This is a genomic window from Stutzerimonas stutzeri, assembly GCF_013522825.1.
GTDB classification, from domain to species: domain Bacteria; phylum Pseudomonadota; class Gammaproteobacteria; order Pseudomonadales; family Pseudomonadaceae; genus Stutzerimonas; species Stutzerimonas stutzeri_AK.
The window spans coordinates 13,182-27,404 of the sequence record NZ_JAAMQZ010000051.1 but is presented as its reverse complement, the minus strand read 5'-3'; the positions used below and the strand labels follow the sequence as shown (position 1 = coordinate 27,404).

The following is a 14,223-nucleotide window of genomic DNA, read 5'->3' as shown; positions in this document are numbered from 1 at the left end:
CCTGCTGAGCTCAATCGGATATATCCCGCCTGCGGAGGCTGAGGCAAACTTCCACCAGCAACAAGCAGGTCAGGCCATGGCGGCCTGACTTAAACGAAACGGCCTCCACAAAACCCGGGGCGATTCAGTGCCCGCTATGCGTTGGGGCGAAGTTATGTGCTTGGCGATGCCGTAGCGGAGCCTTAATGGCAACAAGGTCACTAATTTGTCGCTTGCGAAGGGTCGAAGCGACAGAGCGTTGCCGGCATGGCTGCCGATTGGCCACGGAGAGAGATTATCGAGACTAAAAACCCGCCTGTGCGGGCTAAAGGTACAAGAATCTTGTAGGTTTAGCCCGCCTAACCGCTCAGTGGTCTGCCATGCTTCCGAAAATTTTACGGTACCTGGCATGAGTCCCAAGAAGCTGCGCATCGATCACCCGCTGGATGAGCAATATCAGGCCCTATACGACATGGCTTTGAGCGTCGCCGAAGCCTATCTGGCCCACGCCAACTCACTGATTGAGCAGATCCACGACCGCAAGCTGCATACCCACATGCTCATCTCCGTTCGCATCAAGACTCCCGGCTGCTGGACCGCAACCTGGGCCAAGAAGGTGATGGTCAAGGACACAAAGATGTCAGGTGTCGCTGTTCAGAAACTGCGAGCAAAGTCGAAGGCAGTGGCCGGAGAGGTCCTAACGGTAGATCTGCCCAAGGGGGAAGGTTTTTCCTATAAGGCGAGCACCTTCAATTCGCTGCCACGGGAGCTTCGCGAGGTCGCTCTGCTTTACGAAAGGTTGCTGGCGGATCTGCGCAAAGCCGGTCAGGAGAACAGATCCCTGCGGCGGTCTTTGGACTATCACGCCGCCAGGACAAACAAGATACTCGGCCAGTGCAATGCCTCCCTCGATGCATCCAGGTTGCTACGCAATGCGATTTATTCCGATGCTCCGCCTCAGAGCCTACCTGAGTAGCCTTAGAACGGGCCGAACCCAGTAACCATGCGGGTTTGAGCCCCGTTCTAAGCTTCCCGGCGAGTGTTAGAACGGGTTGTTTAGAACGCTGCGACACGAAGCTTAGAACGCGGCACGGTTTTTACGAACCTTAGAACGGGCCGAACCCAGCAACCATGCGGGTTTGAGCCCCGTTCTAAGCTTCAAGCCGAGTGTTAGAACGGGTTGATTAGAACGCTGCGGCGCGAAGCTTAGAACGCGACGGGATTTTCACGAAGCTTAGAACGGGCTAAACCCAGCAACCATGCGGGTTTGAGCCCCGTTCTAAGGTTCCCGGCGAGTGTTAGAACGGGTTGTTTAGAACGCTGCGACGCGAAGCTTAGAACGCGACGCGGTTTTCACGAAGCTTAGAACGGGCGAAACCCAGCGACCATGCGGGTTTGAGCCCCGTTCTAAGCTTCGCGTTCTAACATTCGCCCGTTCTAAACAACGAAAAAAAAAGGGACCTCGTTCCGTATAAATCTAATACGAGATGAGATTTTTGAAAAAAGTTGGGGTTCTGTGTCGCGTAGCGGATGTAGCCGATGCCAGGGAGGCAGTGGGCAGTTGGGACTGCCGCGAGGGGTGTGAAGATGGTACCACCGGGAGTGACTGAGGCGGGTGTTTTTTGATGGTGCTGGAGCTATTGGTAGGGAGCGTTTTCGCTCTGGGGGCAGGTGTCGGGGTAGCGGTCGGTACTAGGAAGATCTGGTGCGATCTGCTGGCCGAACTGAGAGGCGACATCGCCAAGGTGCGAGCGCTGCATGCCCGCCTGCTTGGTGATCATCCAGGGGGCAACGATGGGAGTTGAGATTTCGCTGCTGCCGAGCTTCGGACCTTGGACCGATTCGCTCCATGGGTTTGTGCTGGCAGCTGGCATGGTGCTGACGCCGCTCACGGGTGTGGTCGTGTTGGCCCGCGTGTATCGGTATGCGCTGACGGCTTTGGTGTGGCTGCTAGGAAAGTGAGGGAGGCCGATTGGAATTCAAAGAGATAAGGGCTGGCGAGTTCTGGCCACCGATCCTTCCGAACGGGAGGTTCTTTGCTCAGGCGCCTGAGTCAGGGGTGGTACAGCAGATCCTGGAGGTAACAGACACCGGGCTGGAGTGTGGGGGTGTGAGCTTTAACTGGGGGGACATTACCGGCTTCGCAATCCAAGGAGATCAGGCAGTGCTGCTTAGCCAGAAATACCCCTCTGGCGGTTTGAAGTTCATGGTTGGAACCTGCCATTACATTGGCAGCGGGTTATCGCCTCAGCAGTACGTCAACGGCTACCCGGTCGAGTATTGCCTGATGAATCGAGTGACGTTCGAGCAGCAACGGCTTTAACACTGTGTCGCGCAGCGGATATCCACGCTGTATGCGGGACATGGAAGGACAGTACATATTTTCTTGGGGATGCGGTGATGAATGAAGTGAGCACCAACGAGCGGAGCAAGCAGCTATCCGAGATGCGAAAGTATCTGTGGGAGATTAATGATTCCACCACGAACGGTCCACGCGAAGAGGCCATACGTTCCAAAGCATCAATCGTCGTCGGTGGAATTTATATCCTAGTGCTTTTCCTTGTGATCACTCTGAACGTCGAGCAATGGGGACTCCCCTCATGGGTGAACGGCATTAAACTATTGATATTGTTCTGTTATATATTGGCTGGGATCTATTTATCGAATTTCACTGCGCCTATAGAAAACTGGTGCGTTAAAACATGCAACAGTAAGGGATGGTTCCAAGGCCCAACATGGGGCGACCTTCTGCGCAATGCCTTTAATCGCTATCAACCGCTGAATCGTGAAGATCACGAAGCACTAAGAGCTGACAGCAATAATGGCCGTCTCTCCGCAGGACGCATCAGGGAGTGGTTGGACCAAGAGCAAGCGGCGGTAATAGCAGCGCAAGTAAATGATGCTCGTAATGCCAGTTCTGAAGTCCAGCTATTCGATTCGAAGGCCTGATGAAGATGATCGAGGGCAGCAGAAACCAAAAGAAAATGAATCTCTCAAGTTTTGAGCTACCTGCAAATAGTGACCGCTTCTGGCAGCAACTGTCTCAACTGGAGGGCGATTACCCGGCTGGTGCGAACCTGGTCGAAGCTATGTTCTGCTTTCAGCGCTGCTCCAAGCTGATTCCGCTCGTTGTTCGCTCAATCAACACAGTGCTTGCAGTTCATTCAGGATGCATGGGCCTAACTCGCAAGGACCGATGCGGCGAGTTCCTGCTTGCGTGTCGCGAAGCGTATGTGAGCATGATCGAGCAATTGCGAATTGCGAGCGATGTAGAGCGCGAGACGGTTTTACTTCTGCTCGAAGGACGGCCCGGAATCCGTGCTGAATATTTCCGCTCGACACGTAGCGCAGGTCCTGCAGAGCTGGCAGATATGGTTTTTGGCCTTGAGGAACTTCGTAATCGGCATGGCTGATGCGGGCTTGGGATATCTCACAGCCGCGCTTCACTGAACGCGCGTACTTAGATTGCGAACATGTGTCGCGAAGCGGAGGCTGTAGAGATGTCGAGCGAACTCGATCCAGAGAAGCGCAAACGCGCCCTGGACAAGATCAAGAAGTGTTTTGCGCTGGCCAAGTCGAGCAATGCGCACGAAGCTGATGCGGCAATGCGCCAAGCGCAAAAGCTGATGGACAAGTTCAAGTTTGAGCTTGGCGATGTACATGCATCTCGGGCAGAAGAATTCACCCTGAAAGTGGGCAAGGGCAAGAGCATGCCGGCGCGCTGGGTGCGAATGCTCGCGGCGACAGTGGCGAAGGCCTTTGGCTGCATCAATCTGTACGGTTACGGTCGATCCGGGCAGACACTGACCTTCATCGGTGATACCGGCACGGCCGAGATGGCGGCTTACGCCTACGAAGTGCTGGCTCGACAGCTGACCGATTCACGCAGGAATTATCTTTCTGGATTGCAGTTCGCGAGCCCATCGAACAAGCGCCGCGCCGGTGACCTGTACGCCGAGTCGTGGATCACCTCGGTAGCACGCCGGGTAGAGGAGTTCGCCGGAGTGTCCGAGGAGGTGGAGCGGGCGATCAGTGCCTACATGAGCAAACACCACCCGGATGTTCCGGTGGGCAAGATGAAGCGCCGCAAAGTGAGCCCGCAGGAGTACGGGGCCTACCAGCAGGGACTTGAGGACGGAGCCGGGGTTTCGCTGCACACCCCGATGGGACATGACCAGATGGCCCAGATCGCACAACAGGCCAACGGAGGTTGAAATGAAACGGCTGAGATTTACGAACGCGCTCGTCGTGCCGCTGATGCTTGCGGGCGCTTTGAGCGGATGCAGCAGGGCGACGCTGCCGGATGCATACGCTGCCGATGATGACTACCTGGATATCAGGATCGGTCACCGGCAATGGGCAGCGGCTCCCACGCCGGTACTGGCAAACATCATCGTGTGCGAAGGCCAGATCCGCTTCCACAACACCCTGCAGCCCGAGCCAGTGTGCGAGGCGAGCAGCAAGGGAGCAGGGCAGGTGAACTACGCGCCGGCTCGGTTCGTGCAGCTGACAGACTGGCTGGAGCAGAACGGCTACGGCCCTGCGAGCTTCATCCACATCGACGACGATCATACCCTCTGGGTGAGCGTGCTGAAGGGCGAGGCACAAGAACTGAATGACGGCGATTACGAAGAGTTCTTCGGCCACAAGCCGGGCTATGAGTTTTCGGGTACCGGCCCTCTGACATCTGGCGCGATTCGTCCCGTGCGCTGATGGCGTCTTCATGGACCCCAGAAAAGTCCCGCCTTGAGCGGGATTTTTTCTGCCTGCGGTTTATCCACGGAAAGCGTGGGCAACCTTGTGGATAACCTCAGGCAGGCGAGCAGATACCGAGGCGGCAGGGCGTGCTCAAGAAATGATCAGCCGGTTGGCTTGACTGACGACCAACGTCAGGAGATATTTTCTGCTGGCACTCCGGGTAGGTGCCGGCCGTCCACACGGGCAAAGCGGAAGCACTACCGACTTCACAGCAGACAACTACCGGCACCTTCGCAGGGTGCTCTTCAGTGGACACCGAGCAATCCCTTGGAGGTTTCCGTATGCAAATGCACACCCCCCTTCTTGACCTTGAGCGCGCCAAGAAGCTCGCCAAGCAGGCCAAGCACTCACACCCTGATCTGACCCATGCCCAGCGTCTGGACGTGACCGCACGAGAGCACTTTGCCGTGCGCCACTACCATGAGCTGCGCAAGCGTGCATCTGATGCGGTGGCTGCGCTGTGCGCAGGGTCTGGCAGTGGCACCGTCACCTGTTCGTTATGCGGACTTCAGTTCGCGCCGGATCTGGCAGAAGACCGGATCACCCACGAGAAAAGGCACCTGGCGTTCGAGGAGGCGCTTGTGGCCCTTGGCCGATTGCCGGCTGAGTACCACGAGCGTGAGCAAGCCAAGCGTGACGGCCGGCAGATGATCGAGGATGCAAAGACGGCCGAAGAAGAGTTGGCCGGCGTGGAAAGGCTGCTACAGGGCTGGTTTGATCGATCTTTGGCCGCAGCTATCGGCGGCGAGTACTGGAAGCGCCACCCCACCTTCGGGGAGTACGCCGCAATGGTTCACCACCTGGTCCGGCCCCACCTGAACCTCGCCAAGGATCTGTACCTGGCCAAGTACGGCGATATGCCAGGCCACATCGAGCAGGGACAAAGCTACTGGTACCCGCCCACTCGCTGATTGGCTTGGGTGTTCCGGTATTCCTGTGATAATGGGCTCGAAACTGCCCTGTCACAGGAATCCCCAATGAGCCGAGACACCTACGAAGCGAACATCGCCTTCATCGAGCAGACCGTAAAGCGCCTGGAGCGCAACGAGGTCAGCATTGACGAGCTGGAGTCACTAGCTCAGGAGTTCGCTAAGGCCCGTGCATTCTGCGCAGACCGGCTGTCGCGCATCGAGCAGGTTGTGCAGGCAACACTGGGTACCGAAGGGGAGCGGGGCATTGAGCGTGGCTGATGAGGCTGAGGGCCACCTGAGCCTGAGTGCCTACCTGACCCAGATCCAGAAGGCGTTTCGCGCTGCGATGCCCGACAGCTGCTGGGTGGTCGCCGAGCTGAGCGACTTCAAGCGTCGCCCCAATGGGCATTGCTACATGGATATCCTCGAATCGCGAGACGGTACCGAGGTGGCCAAGGCACGGTGCACGATGTTCGCCAATGTCGCCGGCAAGGTGCTGCAGCAATGGCAAGAGGCGACCGGGGGCTTGCCGCAGGCGGGCATGAACGTACTGCTCAAAGTCAGGGCGGATTTCTCCCCTCAGTTTGGCTTCAGCCTCATGGTGACCGGCATTGACCCCAGCTACACCCTGGGCGACATGCAGGCAAAACTGCAGAAGATAATTTCCTCTCTACGTGAGCGGGGCTGGCTGGATCTGCAGCGCGGGCTGCCGGCGCCGAGTGGATATTGGCGCGTGGCGGTTGTAGCGCCGCACGAGGCTGCGGGGCTGGCCGACTTCAAGCGCGACGCCGAGCAGTTGGCCGGCGCCGGCGTGTGTCAGTTTGAATATTTCGCAGCGACCTTCCAGGGCAAGGATTGCTCCGAGAGCATTCGCGATGCGCTGCGGCAGGTTCATGAGCGTCACCAGGCTCAGGGCTTCGATGCGGTCGCAATCATTCGCGGAGGCGGCGCGAAGAGCGATCTGGCCTGGCTTAACGATGCGAACCTCGCGGCGTGGGTATGCCGGCTGCCGGTGCCCGTGTTCACCGGCATCGGTCACGAGGTGGACGAATGCGTGCTCGATCTGGTTGCGCACCGGCGTTTCGACACACCGTCCAAGGTGATCGGGTTCATCAAGACGGCGCTCATGTCCGAGGCATCGGCGGCGCGGGCGCGGGCAGAGCAGGCGAGCGCCCTGATTCAGCGGCTTGTGGCGGGGCAGGGGCCGTACCTGGATCGTGCATGGGGCTACTTCAGCCGGCGTGTGGTTGAGCGGCTTCATGCCGAGCACCGAAACCTGCTGGACCGTCAGTCGCGGTTTGACAGCGGCCGAGCCCGGCTCATTACCCAGCAGCAGGCCGAGCAGCAGGCTGCGCAGGATCGTTTTTCACGCTTGACCCTTGGTCTGATCGCCAGTGAGCGACAGAAGGCCCTTCTGGGCGCTTCCAGGGCCTCCGCTCAGTCGCTCGCCCTGATCGCACGGGAAAATGCGCGTTTGGCGCTGGCGGGCACCCTCTACGACAAGACCAACCCGCTCGCACTGCTGAGCCGGGGATTTGCCCTGATCCGTTCCCCTGGTGGGGAAATCGTTACCAGTGCACAGCAGGCACGGGCAGCCGGCCGGCTGGATCTGGCCTTTGCAGATGGCCACCTGAGCGCAACAGTCACTGAATCAACCAATGGGGGATGTGCTTGTTCTGCCGCAGCCCCTTCTCCTGAGCGAAATTGAGGCAGACGCGCTGGCCGATCTGCTGAATGCCGAGTTCGTCGAGCCAACGGTTCGGGCGTCGCGCGGCGCGGTGTCGGCTGAGCCTGCAGACATGGCGCTCACCGGCGCCAACGGGTAGAAGCACCCCGCATGAGTCTGCAGGGTGCCAGCCAGGCGATGCCTTACTGCTCCGGCGCAGCAAGCCGCATGGCATAGGTCTTGGCCACCTCGGTATCCACCTCGGCATTGAACGCTACCGCCATCTCGTGAAGCTCCTCGTCCGACTCACAGTGGGTGACGGGCTTCCAGCCGGCCCGCAGCGTCGCCAGCACGTTGCGGCCCTCGCTCCAGTACGAGGCTTGGAAGAACGCCGCCTTATCACCAGACGGCGGCAGGTAGGCGATGGCCTGCTTCTCGCCAACAGCCGTTTGGTAGGTCTTGGTGCCAAGAGCAATAGGGCCTACGTCTGTGATTTGCCAGCCGAGGGTGGAGAGGCTGGCGCGAAGCTTTGCCTGTGTGGCGAGGTACTTTTCGGAAAGAATCATGGGTGGCCTGCTTGAGAGGTTCGGTTAGGTCGCACCCATACTTCCACGCCCTCCCGAAATCCCCAGCGCAAGGCCGTGCGGCTCTATCGGCTCGCCGTCTAAACCTGCCAGATCCTTGCAACATTGGCATGCCTGCCGGTACGCCGGCCGCGATAGCCTATGTCCGCTCGAAATCCCAGAGAAAAACATCCGCTGGGAAATCCTGTCGGTCAGCTGGTGCAACGGCTGCTCCGGCGAGGGCTTGGGATACCCCAGCCCCATGCGAGCCTGTATCCATCACCAGCCGATACCGAGCAAACCGCCATGGAACGCAATACCGCCGAACAGATCATCAGCGCCGTCGAAGCCGCTCACGCACAGGCCGAACACCTGAGCGCCAACAACGCCTGCAAGGCAGCTGGCGTTGCGTTCGCTGATTACAAGGCTGCGCGTCTGGCCGTCTACGGGCTCAATCCTGGGTTGTGATCGCTGCATGCCCCTGGCGCCCTTGGGATTCACCAGCGGCGTGAGAGGCTGGAATCGCAATCAAGCAAGTTCGAGGCGACATGATGAACACCGAAAACCACGTTCCCGTAGAGGCCCCGCGCAGCCAGCTGATCGGTACGACCGCTGTCGTTGATGGCTGGCCTGTCACGTATGTCGAATCGGGCAGCAATCCGGCTATTCGGCACCGCAAGTACACGGCGAACTACACCCGCGTGAGCGACCGGCAGTGGAAGGTCGGCCGCCGCAGCTTCAAATCGCTGAGCAACGCGCTGCGCGCACACGCCACCACGCAGGCAGGTGCGCAATGAGCCGCGAGAACATCACCATCGAAGACCGACTGCACGCGGCCGGCTACAAGACAGAGCGCATCGGCGATGTCGTCAACGTCCATGACCCGATTAAGCAGGCGGTTATCGGTTCGCCCCAGTTGGTCACCACGGGCTGGCGGCTGGTCGAGATCCGCAGTTGCGCCCAGGCATGGGCATTTCTCGGCGAGCGGAGCTAAGGATTGTGAGCAGAAAAAATTCTCCTGAAATAGCCGTCCTGCACACCAAGGGAGGTGCCCTGTGAGCCTGATGCACAACGTAACGAGCGCCTACGAGGCTGAGGATGGTCGCCGGGTCGAAGCCATTGCCCGCACGCTCATGAGCGAGTTCTACGGGCGCGAGCTGACCGAAGAGGCGAACGAGCAAACCACGCTGCGTGCGATGGCGCGCAAAGGCGAGCCGCGTGCAGAACGCTGCGTCGCGGTCGCGGGCGTGCTGGTCAACTTCATGCGCGAGGAGCTGGAGTGATGGATCAGGCTACGCGCTACCACCCGAACCATCCGCACATCGAAGGTCGCGACGTTGTGCTGGCCTCCGAACACGAGGCTCTGCATGCCCGTGTCGGCGAGTTGGAGCAGTTGCTGCGCGACACTACCGCCGTGGCCATCACGATGCTGTTCGACAGTCACCCCACCGATACCAGGGCCGAATTCAGCCGCAATGAGCTGCTGGCGGTGATTACTGCCAGTCAGCACCTGCAGGATGCTCGTGTTGAGCACGTCTATCGCCGCGCCTGGAATGCCGTCACGCCCACCCCCGCTGCGAAAACTCAGGAGGCGCCGTCTCATGGCTAGTTTGCTCTCTGCTCGGACGTGCAAGGCCTGTGGCGGGAACGATCTGAGCTGGGCCACTCACAACAGGGTCACCTCCGGTGCACCGGACGGACGGCTGCGCAGCAATGAGGTCCAGTGCCAGTTCGTCCTGGGCTGCGACGGCTGCTCAGAAACGCTGGCCGTGGTTGACGCCGATCAGGTAGCCGAATACCTGACCACCCTGAGCAAGGTGCACCGCAATGAGTAAACGCCGGCTCACGGCTTTTCGCCTCGAACTTCCGTATTTCTGGAGAGGAGTTTTTCGCCTGGCTAAGTGGCTGTCGGTCGCAGCTCTGATCCTGTTCGCGCTCAATGTGGTCGGCTATTGGTGCTTGCAGCTGGAAGTTTATGGCCCAGACATGACCGCCGCCACGCGTTGGCCGGATAACTACGCCGGGCGAGCGTTGAAGCTCACTGCTCTCGGGTTCATTGCGAGTATCCAGTTCGGTGGCGGTGCTGTGCTTGCTGTGGGGGCCGCTGTCTTCGCGTTCCACGGCATTGCGTGGCTTGGCGGTTATCGAGAAGAGAAAAACGCGGTCGCCGGTAGGGCACATCTCGACCGAGCTGGCCCCGCAGAGTGACCCGCCGCACTGGCGCTATGCCGGTGCGCGGCCTGACCACCCTCAACCCTGGAAGGGAATGATGAACGACGACAACAAGCAGCCCGAGAACGCCACCCACGGCACGGCCCTCACAGCCAAGGACGCCGAGTTGTACAAAGGCGTGAACACCACCAATCCTCCTCAGCATGCCAAGCTGCTGCATGGCTGGACGCCACCGACACCGCCTGTCGGCTACCGCAATCTGGTGGCCATCCTTGCGCCGGTAGTTGGTGTGCCGGGAAAATCGCACGATTGGTTCCTTGACTACCTCGACACTGAGACGGCTGTTTTCGCCTCGGAAGAACATCAGTTCGATGTCCCGTGGCCATGGGCTGACGGCTTTCAACCACAACCCGCCGATTGGGACGCCATCGGCATTCCGGCCCTGACATAAGGCCGAGATGGGAAAGTTGTCCTGGGCTGATCGGGCAGCGCCTGTCGTTGCTCAGACCATCCGTGAAGTCGGGCGCAGCGACCTGAAGGCGTTGCGCTTGGCGCTCGCCGAGGCCTATCCATTCGGCAAGCGAAAGGGCTGGCCCTACAGGGTCTGGCTTGCCGAGTGTCGCCGCCAGCTTGGCCACCCACTTAGACCGCCAAAGCCAGATCCAAATCACCCGCAGCAACCCCTGTTCTAGCCAATCGTTTCGCTGAGGTAATCGCAATGCAAATCTGGGGCGTAGACATCAAGCATCCATCACCGAAGGACCTCGCCATCGCCACGGCGATGATCCTTGCCTATGCGCTCTTCTGCCTGATCGTCCCGGAATCCGGGGGCGACGACGCTGGCCGGAACCTTCCTGGGCTGGTGCCTGTAGCAATCGGCGCCATTGCGGCTTCATTCGGCCTGAATCCAGGCAATGGCTGGCGCGCGTGCATTTTGCTGCTGATCGTCTCGGCTATCACCTTCGTCCTCATCCAAGTGCTGCTCGGTTTATTGGCGCCGGTCTGAGTGCTGGCGCGGTGCGGTGCCTGATCTGCCTTGCTTCTCCTCGTCCACCTCTCACTACCTTGCGGCTATGCGCTTGGGTTTCCTCCGCCTTGCAATAACCTCGAAATCAGTCCATCACGAGGCCCAACCAATGAACGCGACCCTTCCTCATACCCACCAGGAAATCCTGGATCAGATCGGCAGCATCGAAGCGCCCGAGGCCGCAGGTCAGATCACCAATGGGGGGCGGAACTGATGAATTGCATCGAAGTGAATACCTGCGACCTGACCGGGCGAGCACTGGACTTGGCAGTGGCTATGTCCGAAGGCGCCACCAACCTGCGCTTCGATACGGTGGCGTGCTGGTGGTTTACCCTCAATGGCGTGGATCGGGTGCTGAGCAGCGGTTGGTCAGCGGCTCAGAACTACTGTCCGTCTACTGACTGGAACTACGGCGGGCCATTGATCGGCAGGGAGCTTATCTCCTTCAGCGAGGTTTGCAGTCGGGAGAAGGACGGCCGCAATGTCACGTCATGGCTCGCCACCTGCCGACCCATTCATCACTTCCAGAACTACACCAGCCGCAACAGCGTTTTCAGCGGTGAAGGGCCAACTCACTTGATCGCCGCCATGCGCTGCTACGTGGCAAGCAAGCTGGGCGACCGCGTGAGCATTCCAAAGGATCTGCTGCAATGAGCTTCGACAAAGTAGCAGCAGGCGAACTGTCGGGGCGCGCTCTTGATTGTGCTGTGGCACTAACGCAAGGCTGGGTCTGGGCGAAGAACTGCATCGACCGCGAACGTGACGATGATCTTGCTCAGTACCGGGGCAACTCAACTCAGCGGTGGGCCATCGGCTCGTTGTGTCTGATCAGCGAATACCAGCAGGCCGGGCTCAATGCAACGAAACCCAACGAGTATGGGTGGCTGCTCCCGGCCGGGGGCGAGCCTGTGTCCTTGGGAGTCGCGCACCCCGACCTGCCAGCCTTCTCAACCAGCCGGGACCTGAGCGGTCTGCTGGTCGAGCACTTCAGCATCAGCACCGTTCGTTGCGACGACGATTGGGGCGAAGACGCCCAGGGTTACTGCAACAACGAGCGGATACCCGTCTGGTGCGCCGTCATGGGGCAGCACAGCATCTGCACCTCGACGGAACACCAATCACACGATGCCATGTACCAGATAGACGCATCGGAAGCGCTATATGGCAACACAGCGGCCATCGCAGCCATGCGCTGTCTGGTCGCCGCCAAGCTCGGCAAAGTTATCCAAATACCGCAGGCGCTCGTGGCCTGTGCAGCTCCAAGCGCTCTCCCTTACAAGGAAACCAGATGACCAATCTCACCATGATTTTTCTCGTAATTGGCATTGCCCTCGCCGCACTGATGATTCTCCTGAGCCTGCTGGGAAAGATGGGACCAAAGTGGTCGCAGCGCTGGGGCAACGTAATTGTTGTCCTGTCGCTCCTTTGTCTTCTGATCAAGGGCGACGCGCCGGCTGGTAGCGTTTGGGTTCCGTATCTGGAGCCTATGAGTTTGCTCCTCGGGATTATTGGGGCGTTCTGGGGCGTCCTTGGTGACGTGGTGTGCACTGCCGTCAGATCGAAGAACGGTTGGAGAGCGGCCCTACGGGATGCCGTCAACGAGTAATTGCCGAGGGGTAGCACGACATGAGCCAGACGCTGGATGAATTCGTCGCCGAGGTGCGCTCGGACCTCGAAGGCTTTGTTGCCGAGTATCAGGCGCAACACGCCAAGGACCCGGAGCGTTATCCGCTGGTGCTGGGAGACGATAACGCCGGCCTCTGGCTGGAATTCTTCGTCGAGTACATGACCAGGGCATCCGCGTGAAGCCCAGCACTCGAATGATCGCGGCATACTACCGATCCGGTAGGTTGAGCGAGTTGCGCCGCGCCGGGCTGATGACTGACGCTGAGTACAAGCGGCACGTTGAGGCGGCAAATCAGTTCGAGAAGGAAAAATCTGTGTCGTCTGATCGCCCACGTAAGGCTAGATGATCCCCCCGCTACAGGAGCACCCGATGGACGAGTTGCAGGCCGGCGCCGCGAACGTGGCCAACATGGCAGATTTCACGCAGAAGCGCATGGCCAAGCAGGGTGGTGGTAAGCCGGAGCCACTGGAGAGTTTCAGCGAAGGATTCAAGTGCAACCGCACCGGAATTGTTTTCCCGAAACTGTACCGGGCACATTATCCGGTACTCGATCTGTACGAGGGCAGGTCAGAGCCGGTTCACGATGGAAGTTTTTTCCTGCAATACCAGCTGACGCCAGCTGAGCAGTACGCGAACGGGTCATGGCCGGGAGTGCCGCAGGCGAAGATTGAGGCGTTCCAGGTGCTATCCGATGATGACAAATGCTGGCTGGAGGTGTTTGCATTCCCCACCCGCGAGCGTGCCGAGGGTTTCCGCGACGCCGCGCTGAGATTCTTGCCCGAGGCTGGGCCGGACATGATCACGCAAGGGCCAAGCGGCTTCTTCTGCATCACCGCCCGCCAGGACAAGCCCAATCTCTACGGGCTCATCACCTATCACACGATAGGCGCGATAGAGATGCCGGGAATGAGCACAACCGTCGATGCGTTCTATTCGACGACGATTGACCGAGCCGGGGTGGTTACCCCTGCCGACCCACTGCCGGATTGAGGATGATGGCGTGAGCAAACTTCAGGCATTGCTGATCGAGAGAGACAATCTCCTCCTGAAATCAGCCGATAGCTCGATCCCTCCCCGCGAGCGACTTGCGCTCAAGCTGGCGCTTCAGCTCACCCCCGAGCCGAACCCAAGCCGCGACCTTGAATGGCTGCTCCAGACCGCCCTGGCCAGAGCCAGCTATGTGCACATCGAGCCGGCCGCAGACATGGCCATTTTCTCGTTCTCGGATCGCAGCATTCTGGCCGTCCTGCAGAGCGGAATGGTCTACGCGGTGCCCTCTGGTGTGCCTGAGAGTGTTCAGAAGATCATCGACTGGCTCGCTGGCCAGGGCGTCATCGAACGTGGCACCCCGAGCCACTGACCTGCCACCTCGGCAAAGAACCACCGCTTTCCCTGGATGGGCTCACGGTGCCTAGCGGCTGTCGCTACGCACCTGCTCACTGAGCGTGGCCAGATCCTCTTCACGCATTCTGCGCGGACTCCTACCGTTCGTACCGGGCCTGTTTAGCAAAAGGCCACCA

At 59.6% G+C, this 14,223-nt stretch carries 26 protein-coding genes; 25 read left to right on the top strand and 1 reads right to left on the bottom strand.

Annotation, left to right across the window (positions count from 1 at the left end):
* The first annotated feature begins 388 nt into the window (after positions 1 to 388).
* From mobI to xseA, 10 genes are all read left to right on the top strand, one after another.
* Positions 389 to 955, top strand: a complete 567-nt coding sequence (gene mobI / locus G7020_RS21695; protein ID WP_044316134.1) for a conjugative transfer protein MobI(A/C) — start codon at positions 389 to 391, stop codon at positions 953 to 955.
* Positions 956 to 1,737: 782 nt separating this feature from the next.
* Positions 1,738 to 1,941 (top strand): hypothetical protein, encoded by a 204-nt coding sequence (locus G7020_RS21690; protein WP_019406842.1) that lies wholly within the window; start codon positions 1,738 to 1,740, stop codon positions 1,939 to 1,941.
* A 10-nt stretch (positions 1,942 to 1,951) separates the two neighbouring features.
* Complete coding sequence (locus tag G7020_RS21685) at positions 1,952 to 2,302, top strand: hypothetical protein (protein WP_019406843.1); 351 nt, start codon at positions 1,952 to 1,954, stop codon at positions 2,300 to 2,302.
* 77 nt (positions 2,303 to 2,379) lie between these two features.
* On the top strand, positions 2,380 to 2,928 hold the full coding sequence (locus tag G7020_RS21680; RefSeq protein WP_044316132.1) for a hypothetical protein: 549 nt from the start codon (positions 2,380 to 2,382) through the stop codon (positions 2,926 to 2,928).
* Positions 2,928 to 3,392 (top strand): hypothetical protein, encoded by a 465-nt coding sequence (locus G7020_RS21675; RefSeq protein ID WP_181087014.1) that lies wholly within the window; start codon positions 2,928 to 2,930, stop codon positions 3,390 to 3,392. The genes G7020_RS21680 and G7020_RS21675 overlap by 1 nt, the downstream gene beginning before the upstream one ends.
* An 87-nt stretch (positions 3,393 to 3,479) precedes the next feature.
* Positions 3,480 to 4,193 carry a DUF2786 domain-containing protein gene (locus tag G7020_RS21670; protein ID WP_044316131.1) on the top strand — a complete coding sequence of 238 codons (714 nt, stop codon included), beginning with the start codon at positions 3,480 to 3,482 and terminating at the stop codon, positions 4,191 to 4,193.
* A gap of 1 nt (position 4,194) precedes the next feature.
* Positions 4,195 to 4,692: a hypothetical protein gene (locus G7020_RS21665; protein ID WP_181087013.1), complete on the top strand. Its 498-nt coding sequence runs from the start codon at positions 4,195 to 4,197 to the stop codon at positions 4,690 to 4,692.
* A gap of 326 nt (positions 4,693 to 5,018) precedes the next feature.
* On the top strand, positions 5,019 to 5,648 hold the full coding sequence (locus G7020_RS21660) for a hypothetical protein (RefSeq protein ID WP_181087012.1): 630 nt from the start codon (positions 5,019 to 5,021) through the stop codon (positions 5,646 to 5,648).
* Positions 5,649 to 5,714: 66 nt separating this feature from the next.
* Complete coding sequence (locus G7020_RS21655) at positions 5,715 to 5,927, top strand: exodeoxyribonuclease VII small subunit (protein ID WP_019406848.1); 213 nt, start codon at positions 5,715 to 5,717, stop codon at positions 5,925 to 5,927.
* Positions 5,920 to 7,356, top strand: coding sequence for an exodeoxyribonuclease VII large subunit (gene xseA, locus G7020_RS21650; protein WP_336509737.1), 1,437 nt, complete (start codon positions 5,920 to 5,922; stop codon positions 7,354 to 7,356). Before G7020_RS21655 ends, xseA begins: the two co-directional genes overlap by 8 nt.
* 161 nt (positions 7,357 to 7,517) lie before the next feature.
* Here xseA and G7020_RS21645 read toward each other — a convergent pair whose 3' ends face one another.
* Positions 7,518 to 7,880: a hypothetical protein gene (locus tag G7020_RS21645; RefSeq protein WP_181087010.1), complete on the bottom strand. Its 363-nt coding sequence runs from the start codon at positions 7,878 to 7,880 to the stop codon at positions 7,518 to 7,520.
* A gap of 303 nt (positions 7,881 to 8,183) precedes the next feature.
* Between G7020_RS21645 and G7020_RS21640 the strand changes: the two genes are divergently transcribed.
* From G7020_RS21640 to G7020_RS21570, 15 genes are all read left to right on the top strand, one after another.
* Complete coding sequence (locus tag G7020_RS21640) at positions 8,184 to 8,345, top strand: hypothetical protein (protein WP_181087009.1); 162 nt, start codon at positions 8,184 to 8,186, stop codon at positions 8,343 to 8,345.
* An 80-nt stretch (positions 8,346 to 8,425) separates the two neighbouring features.
* Positions 8,426 to 8,674: a hypothetical protein gene (locus G7020_RS21635; RefSeq protein WP_181087008.1), complete on the top strand. Its 249-nt coding sequence runs from the start codon at positions 8,426 to 8,428 to the stop codon at positions 8,672 to 8,674.
* Positions 8,671 to 8,871 (top strand): hypothetical protein, encoded by a 201-nt coding sequence (locus G7020_RS21630; protein WP_181087007.1) that lies wholly within the window; start codon positions 8,671 to 8,673, stop codon positions 8,869 to 8,871. Before G7020_RS21635 ends, G7020_RS21630 begins: the two co-directional genes overlap by 4 nt.
* A gap of 61 nt (positions 8,872 to 8,932) precedes the next feature.
* Positions 8,933 to 9,160: a hypothetical protein gene (locus G7020_RS21625; RefSeq protein ID WP_181087006.1), complete on the top strand. Its 228-nt coding sequence runs from the start codon at positions 8,933 to 8,935 to the stop codon at positions 9,158 to 9,160.
* Positions 9,160 to 9,486, top strand: a complete 327-nt coding sequence (locus tag G7020_RS21620; protein WP_019406855.1) for a hypothetical protein — start codon at positions 9,160 to 9,162, stop codon at positions 9,484 to 9,486. Before G7020_RS21625 ends, G7020_RS21620 begins: the two co-directional genes overlap by 1 nt.
* Positions 9,479 to 9,712, top strand: coding sequence for a hypothetical protein (locus G7020_RS21615; RefSeq protein WP_019406856.1), 234 nt, complete (start codon positions 9,479 to 9,481; stop codon positions 9,710 to 9,712). Before G7020_RS21620 ends, G7020_RS21615 begins: the two co-directional genes overlap by 8 nt.
* Complete coding sequence (locus tag G7020_RS21610; protein ID WP_019406857.1) at positions 9,705 to 10,085, top strand: hypothetical protein; 381 nt, start codon at positions 9,705 to 9,707, stop codon at positions 10,083 to 10,085. Before G7020_RS21615 ends, G7020_RS21610 begins: the two co-directional genes overlap by 8 nt.
* Positions 10,086 to 10,146: 61 nt before the next feature.
* Positions 10,147 to 10,500 carry a hypothetical protein gene (locus G7020_RS21605; RefSeq protein ID WP_181087005.1) on the top strand — a complete coding sequence of 118 codons (354 nt, stop codon included), beginning with the start codon at positions 10,147 to 10,149 and terminating at the stop codon, positions 10,498 to 10,500.
* 267 nt (positions 10,501 to 10,767) lie between these two features.
* A complete protein-coding gene (locus G7020_RS21600) occupies positions 10,768 to 11,055 on the top strand; it encodes a hypothetical protein (RefSeq protein ID WP_181087004.1) in 288 nt (95 codons plus the stop codon).
* A gap of 234 nt (positions 11,056 to 11,289) precedes the next feature.
* Complete coding sequence (locus tag G7020_RS21595; RefSeq protein WP_019406861.1) at positions 11,290 to 11,730, top strand: phage protein NinX family protein; 441 nt, start codon at positions 11,290 to 11,292, stop codon at positions 11,728 to 11,730.
* Positions 11,727 to 12,368 (top strand): hypothetical protein, encoded by a 642-nt coding sequence (locus G7020_RS21590; RefSeq protein ID WP_181087003.1) that lies wholly within the window; start codon positions 11,727 to 11,729, stop codon positions 12,366 to 12,368. Before G7020_RS21595 ends, G7020_RS21590 begins: the two co-directional genes overlap by 4 nt.
* Complete coding sequence (locus G7020_RS21585; protein WP_181087002.1) at positions 12,365 to 12,682, top strand: hypothetical protein; 318 nt, start codon at positions 12,365 to 12,367, stop codon at positions 12,680 to 12,682. Before G7020_RS21590 ends, G7020_RS21585 begins: the two co-directional genes overlap by 4 nt.
* Positions 12,683 to 12,702: 20 nt before the next feature.
* On the top strand, positions 12,703 to 12,882 hold the full coding sequence (locus G7020_RS21580) for a hypothetical protein (RefSeq protein ID WP_019407019.1): 180 nt from the start codon (positions 12,703 to 12,705) through the stop codon (positions 12,880 to 12,882).
* A gap of 190 nt (positions 12,883 to 13,072) precedes the next feature.
* On the top strand, positions 13,073 to 13,693 hold the full coding sequence (locus tag G7020_RS21575; RefSeq protein ID WP_181087001.1) for a hypothetical protein: 621 nt from the start codon (positions 13,073 to 13,075) through the stop codon (positions 13,691 to 13,693).
* 10 nt (positions 13,694 to 13,703) lie between these two features.
* Positions 13,704 to 14,063 carry a hypothetical protein gene (locus G7020_RS21570; protein WP_181087000.1) on the top strand — a complete coding sequence of 120 codons (360 nt, stop codon included), beginning with the start codon at positions 13,704 to 13,706 and terminating at the stop codon, positions 14,061 to 14,063.
* Positions 14,064 to 14,223: the final 160 nt, after the last annotated feature.

What these genes read in the sequence shown, in the direction of transcription:
- G7020_RS21690 (WP_019406842.1), top strand. Translation starts at nt 1,738, where the DNA reads ATGCCCGCCTGCTTGGTGATCATCCAGGGGGCAACGATGGGAGTTGAG.
- G7020_RS21575 (WP_181087001.1), top strand. Translation starts at nt 13,073, where the DNA reads ATGGACGAGTTGCAGGCCGGCGCCGCGAACGTGGCCAACATGGCAGAT.
- G7020_RS21590 (WP_181087003.1), top strand. Translation starts at nt 11,727, where the DNA reads ATGAGCTTCGACAAAGTAGCAGCAGGCGAACTGTCGGGGCGCGCTCTT.
- G7020_RS21655 (WP_019406848.1), top strand. Translation starts at nt 5,715, where the DNA reads ATGAGCCGAGACACCTACGAAGCGAACATCGCCTTCATCGAGCAGACC.
- G7020_RS21615 (WP_019406856.1), top strand. Translation starts at nt 9,479, where the DNA reads ATGGCTAGTTTGCTCTCTGCTCGGACGTGCAAGGCCTGTGGCGGGAAC.
- G7020_RS21670 (WP_044316131.1), top strand. Translation starts at nt 3,480, where the DNA reads ATGTCGAGCGAACTCGATCCAGAGAAGCGCAAACGCGCCCTGGACAAG.
- G7020_RS21635 (WP_181087008.1), top strand. Translation starts at nt 8,426, where the DNA reads ATGATGAACACCGAAAACCACGTTCCCGTAGAGGCCCCGCGCAGCCAG.
- G7020_RS21585 (WP_181087002.1), top strand. Translation starts at nt 12,365, where the DNA reads ATGACCAATCTCACCATGATTTTTCTCGTAATTGGCATTGCCCTCGCC.
- G7020_RS21600 (WP_181087004.1), top strand. Translation starts at nt 10,768, where the DNA reads ATGCAAATCTGGGGCGTAGACATCAAGCATCCATCACCGAAGGACCTC.
- G7020_RS21580 (WP_019407019.1), top strand. Translation starts at nt 12,703, where the DNA reads ATGAGCCAGACGCTGGATGAATTCGTCGCCGAGGTGCGCTCGGACCTC.
- G7020_RS21680 (WP_044316132.1), top strand. Translation starts at nt 2,380, where the DNA reads ATGAATGAAGTGAGCACCAACGAGCGGAGCAAGCAGCTATCCGAGATG.
- G7020_RS21660 (WP_181087012.1), top strand. Translation starts at nt 5,019, where the DNA reads ATGCAAATGCACACCCCCCTTCTTGACCTTGAGCGCGCCAAGAAGCTC.
- G7020_RS21620 (WP_019406855.1), top strand. Translation starts at nt 9,160, where the DNA reads ATGGATCAGGCTACGCGCTACCACCCGAACCATCCGCACATCGAAGGT.
- mobI (WP_044316134.1), top strand. Translation starts at nt 389, where the DNA reads ATGAGTCCCAAGAAGCTGCGCATCGATCACCCGCTGGATGAGCAATAT.
- G7020_RS21645 (WP_181087010.1), bottom strand. Translation starts at nt 7,880, where the DNA reads ATGATTCTTTCCGAAAAGTACCTCGCCACACAGGCAAAGCTTCGCGCC.
- G7020_RS21630 (WP_181087007.1), top strand. Translation starts at nt 8,671, where the DNA reads ATGAGCCGCGAGAACATCACCATCGAAGACCGACTGCACGCGGCCGGC.
- G7020_RS21665 (WP_181087013.1), top strand. Translation starts at nt 4,195, where the DNA reads ATGAAACGGCTGAGATTTACGAACGCGCTCGTCGTGCCGCTGATGCTT.
- G7020_RS21610 (WP_019406857.1), top strand. Translation starts at nt 9,705, where the DNA reads ATGAGTAAACGCCGGCTCACGGCTTTTCGCCTCGAACTTCCGTATTTC.
- G7020_RS21605 (WP_181087005.1), top strand. Translation starts at nt 10,147, where the DNA reads ATGAACGACGACAACAAGCAGCCCGAGAACGCCACCCACGGCACGGCC.
- G7020_RS21595 (WP_019406861.1), top strand. Translation starts at nt 11,290, where the DNA reads ATGAATTGCATCGAAGTGAATACCTGCGACCTGACCGGGCGAGCACTG.
- G7020_RS21640 (WP_181087009.1), top strand. Translation starts at nt 8,184, where the DNA reads ATGGAACGCAATACCGCCGAACAGATCATCAGCGCCGTCGAAGCCGCT.
- G7020_RS21675 (WP_181087014.1), top strand. Translation starts at nt 2,928, where the DNA reads ATGAAGATGATCGAGGGCAGCAGAAACCAAAAGAAAATGAATCTCTCA.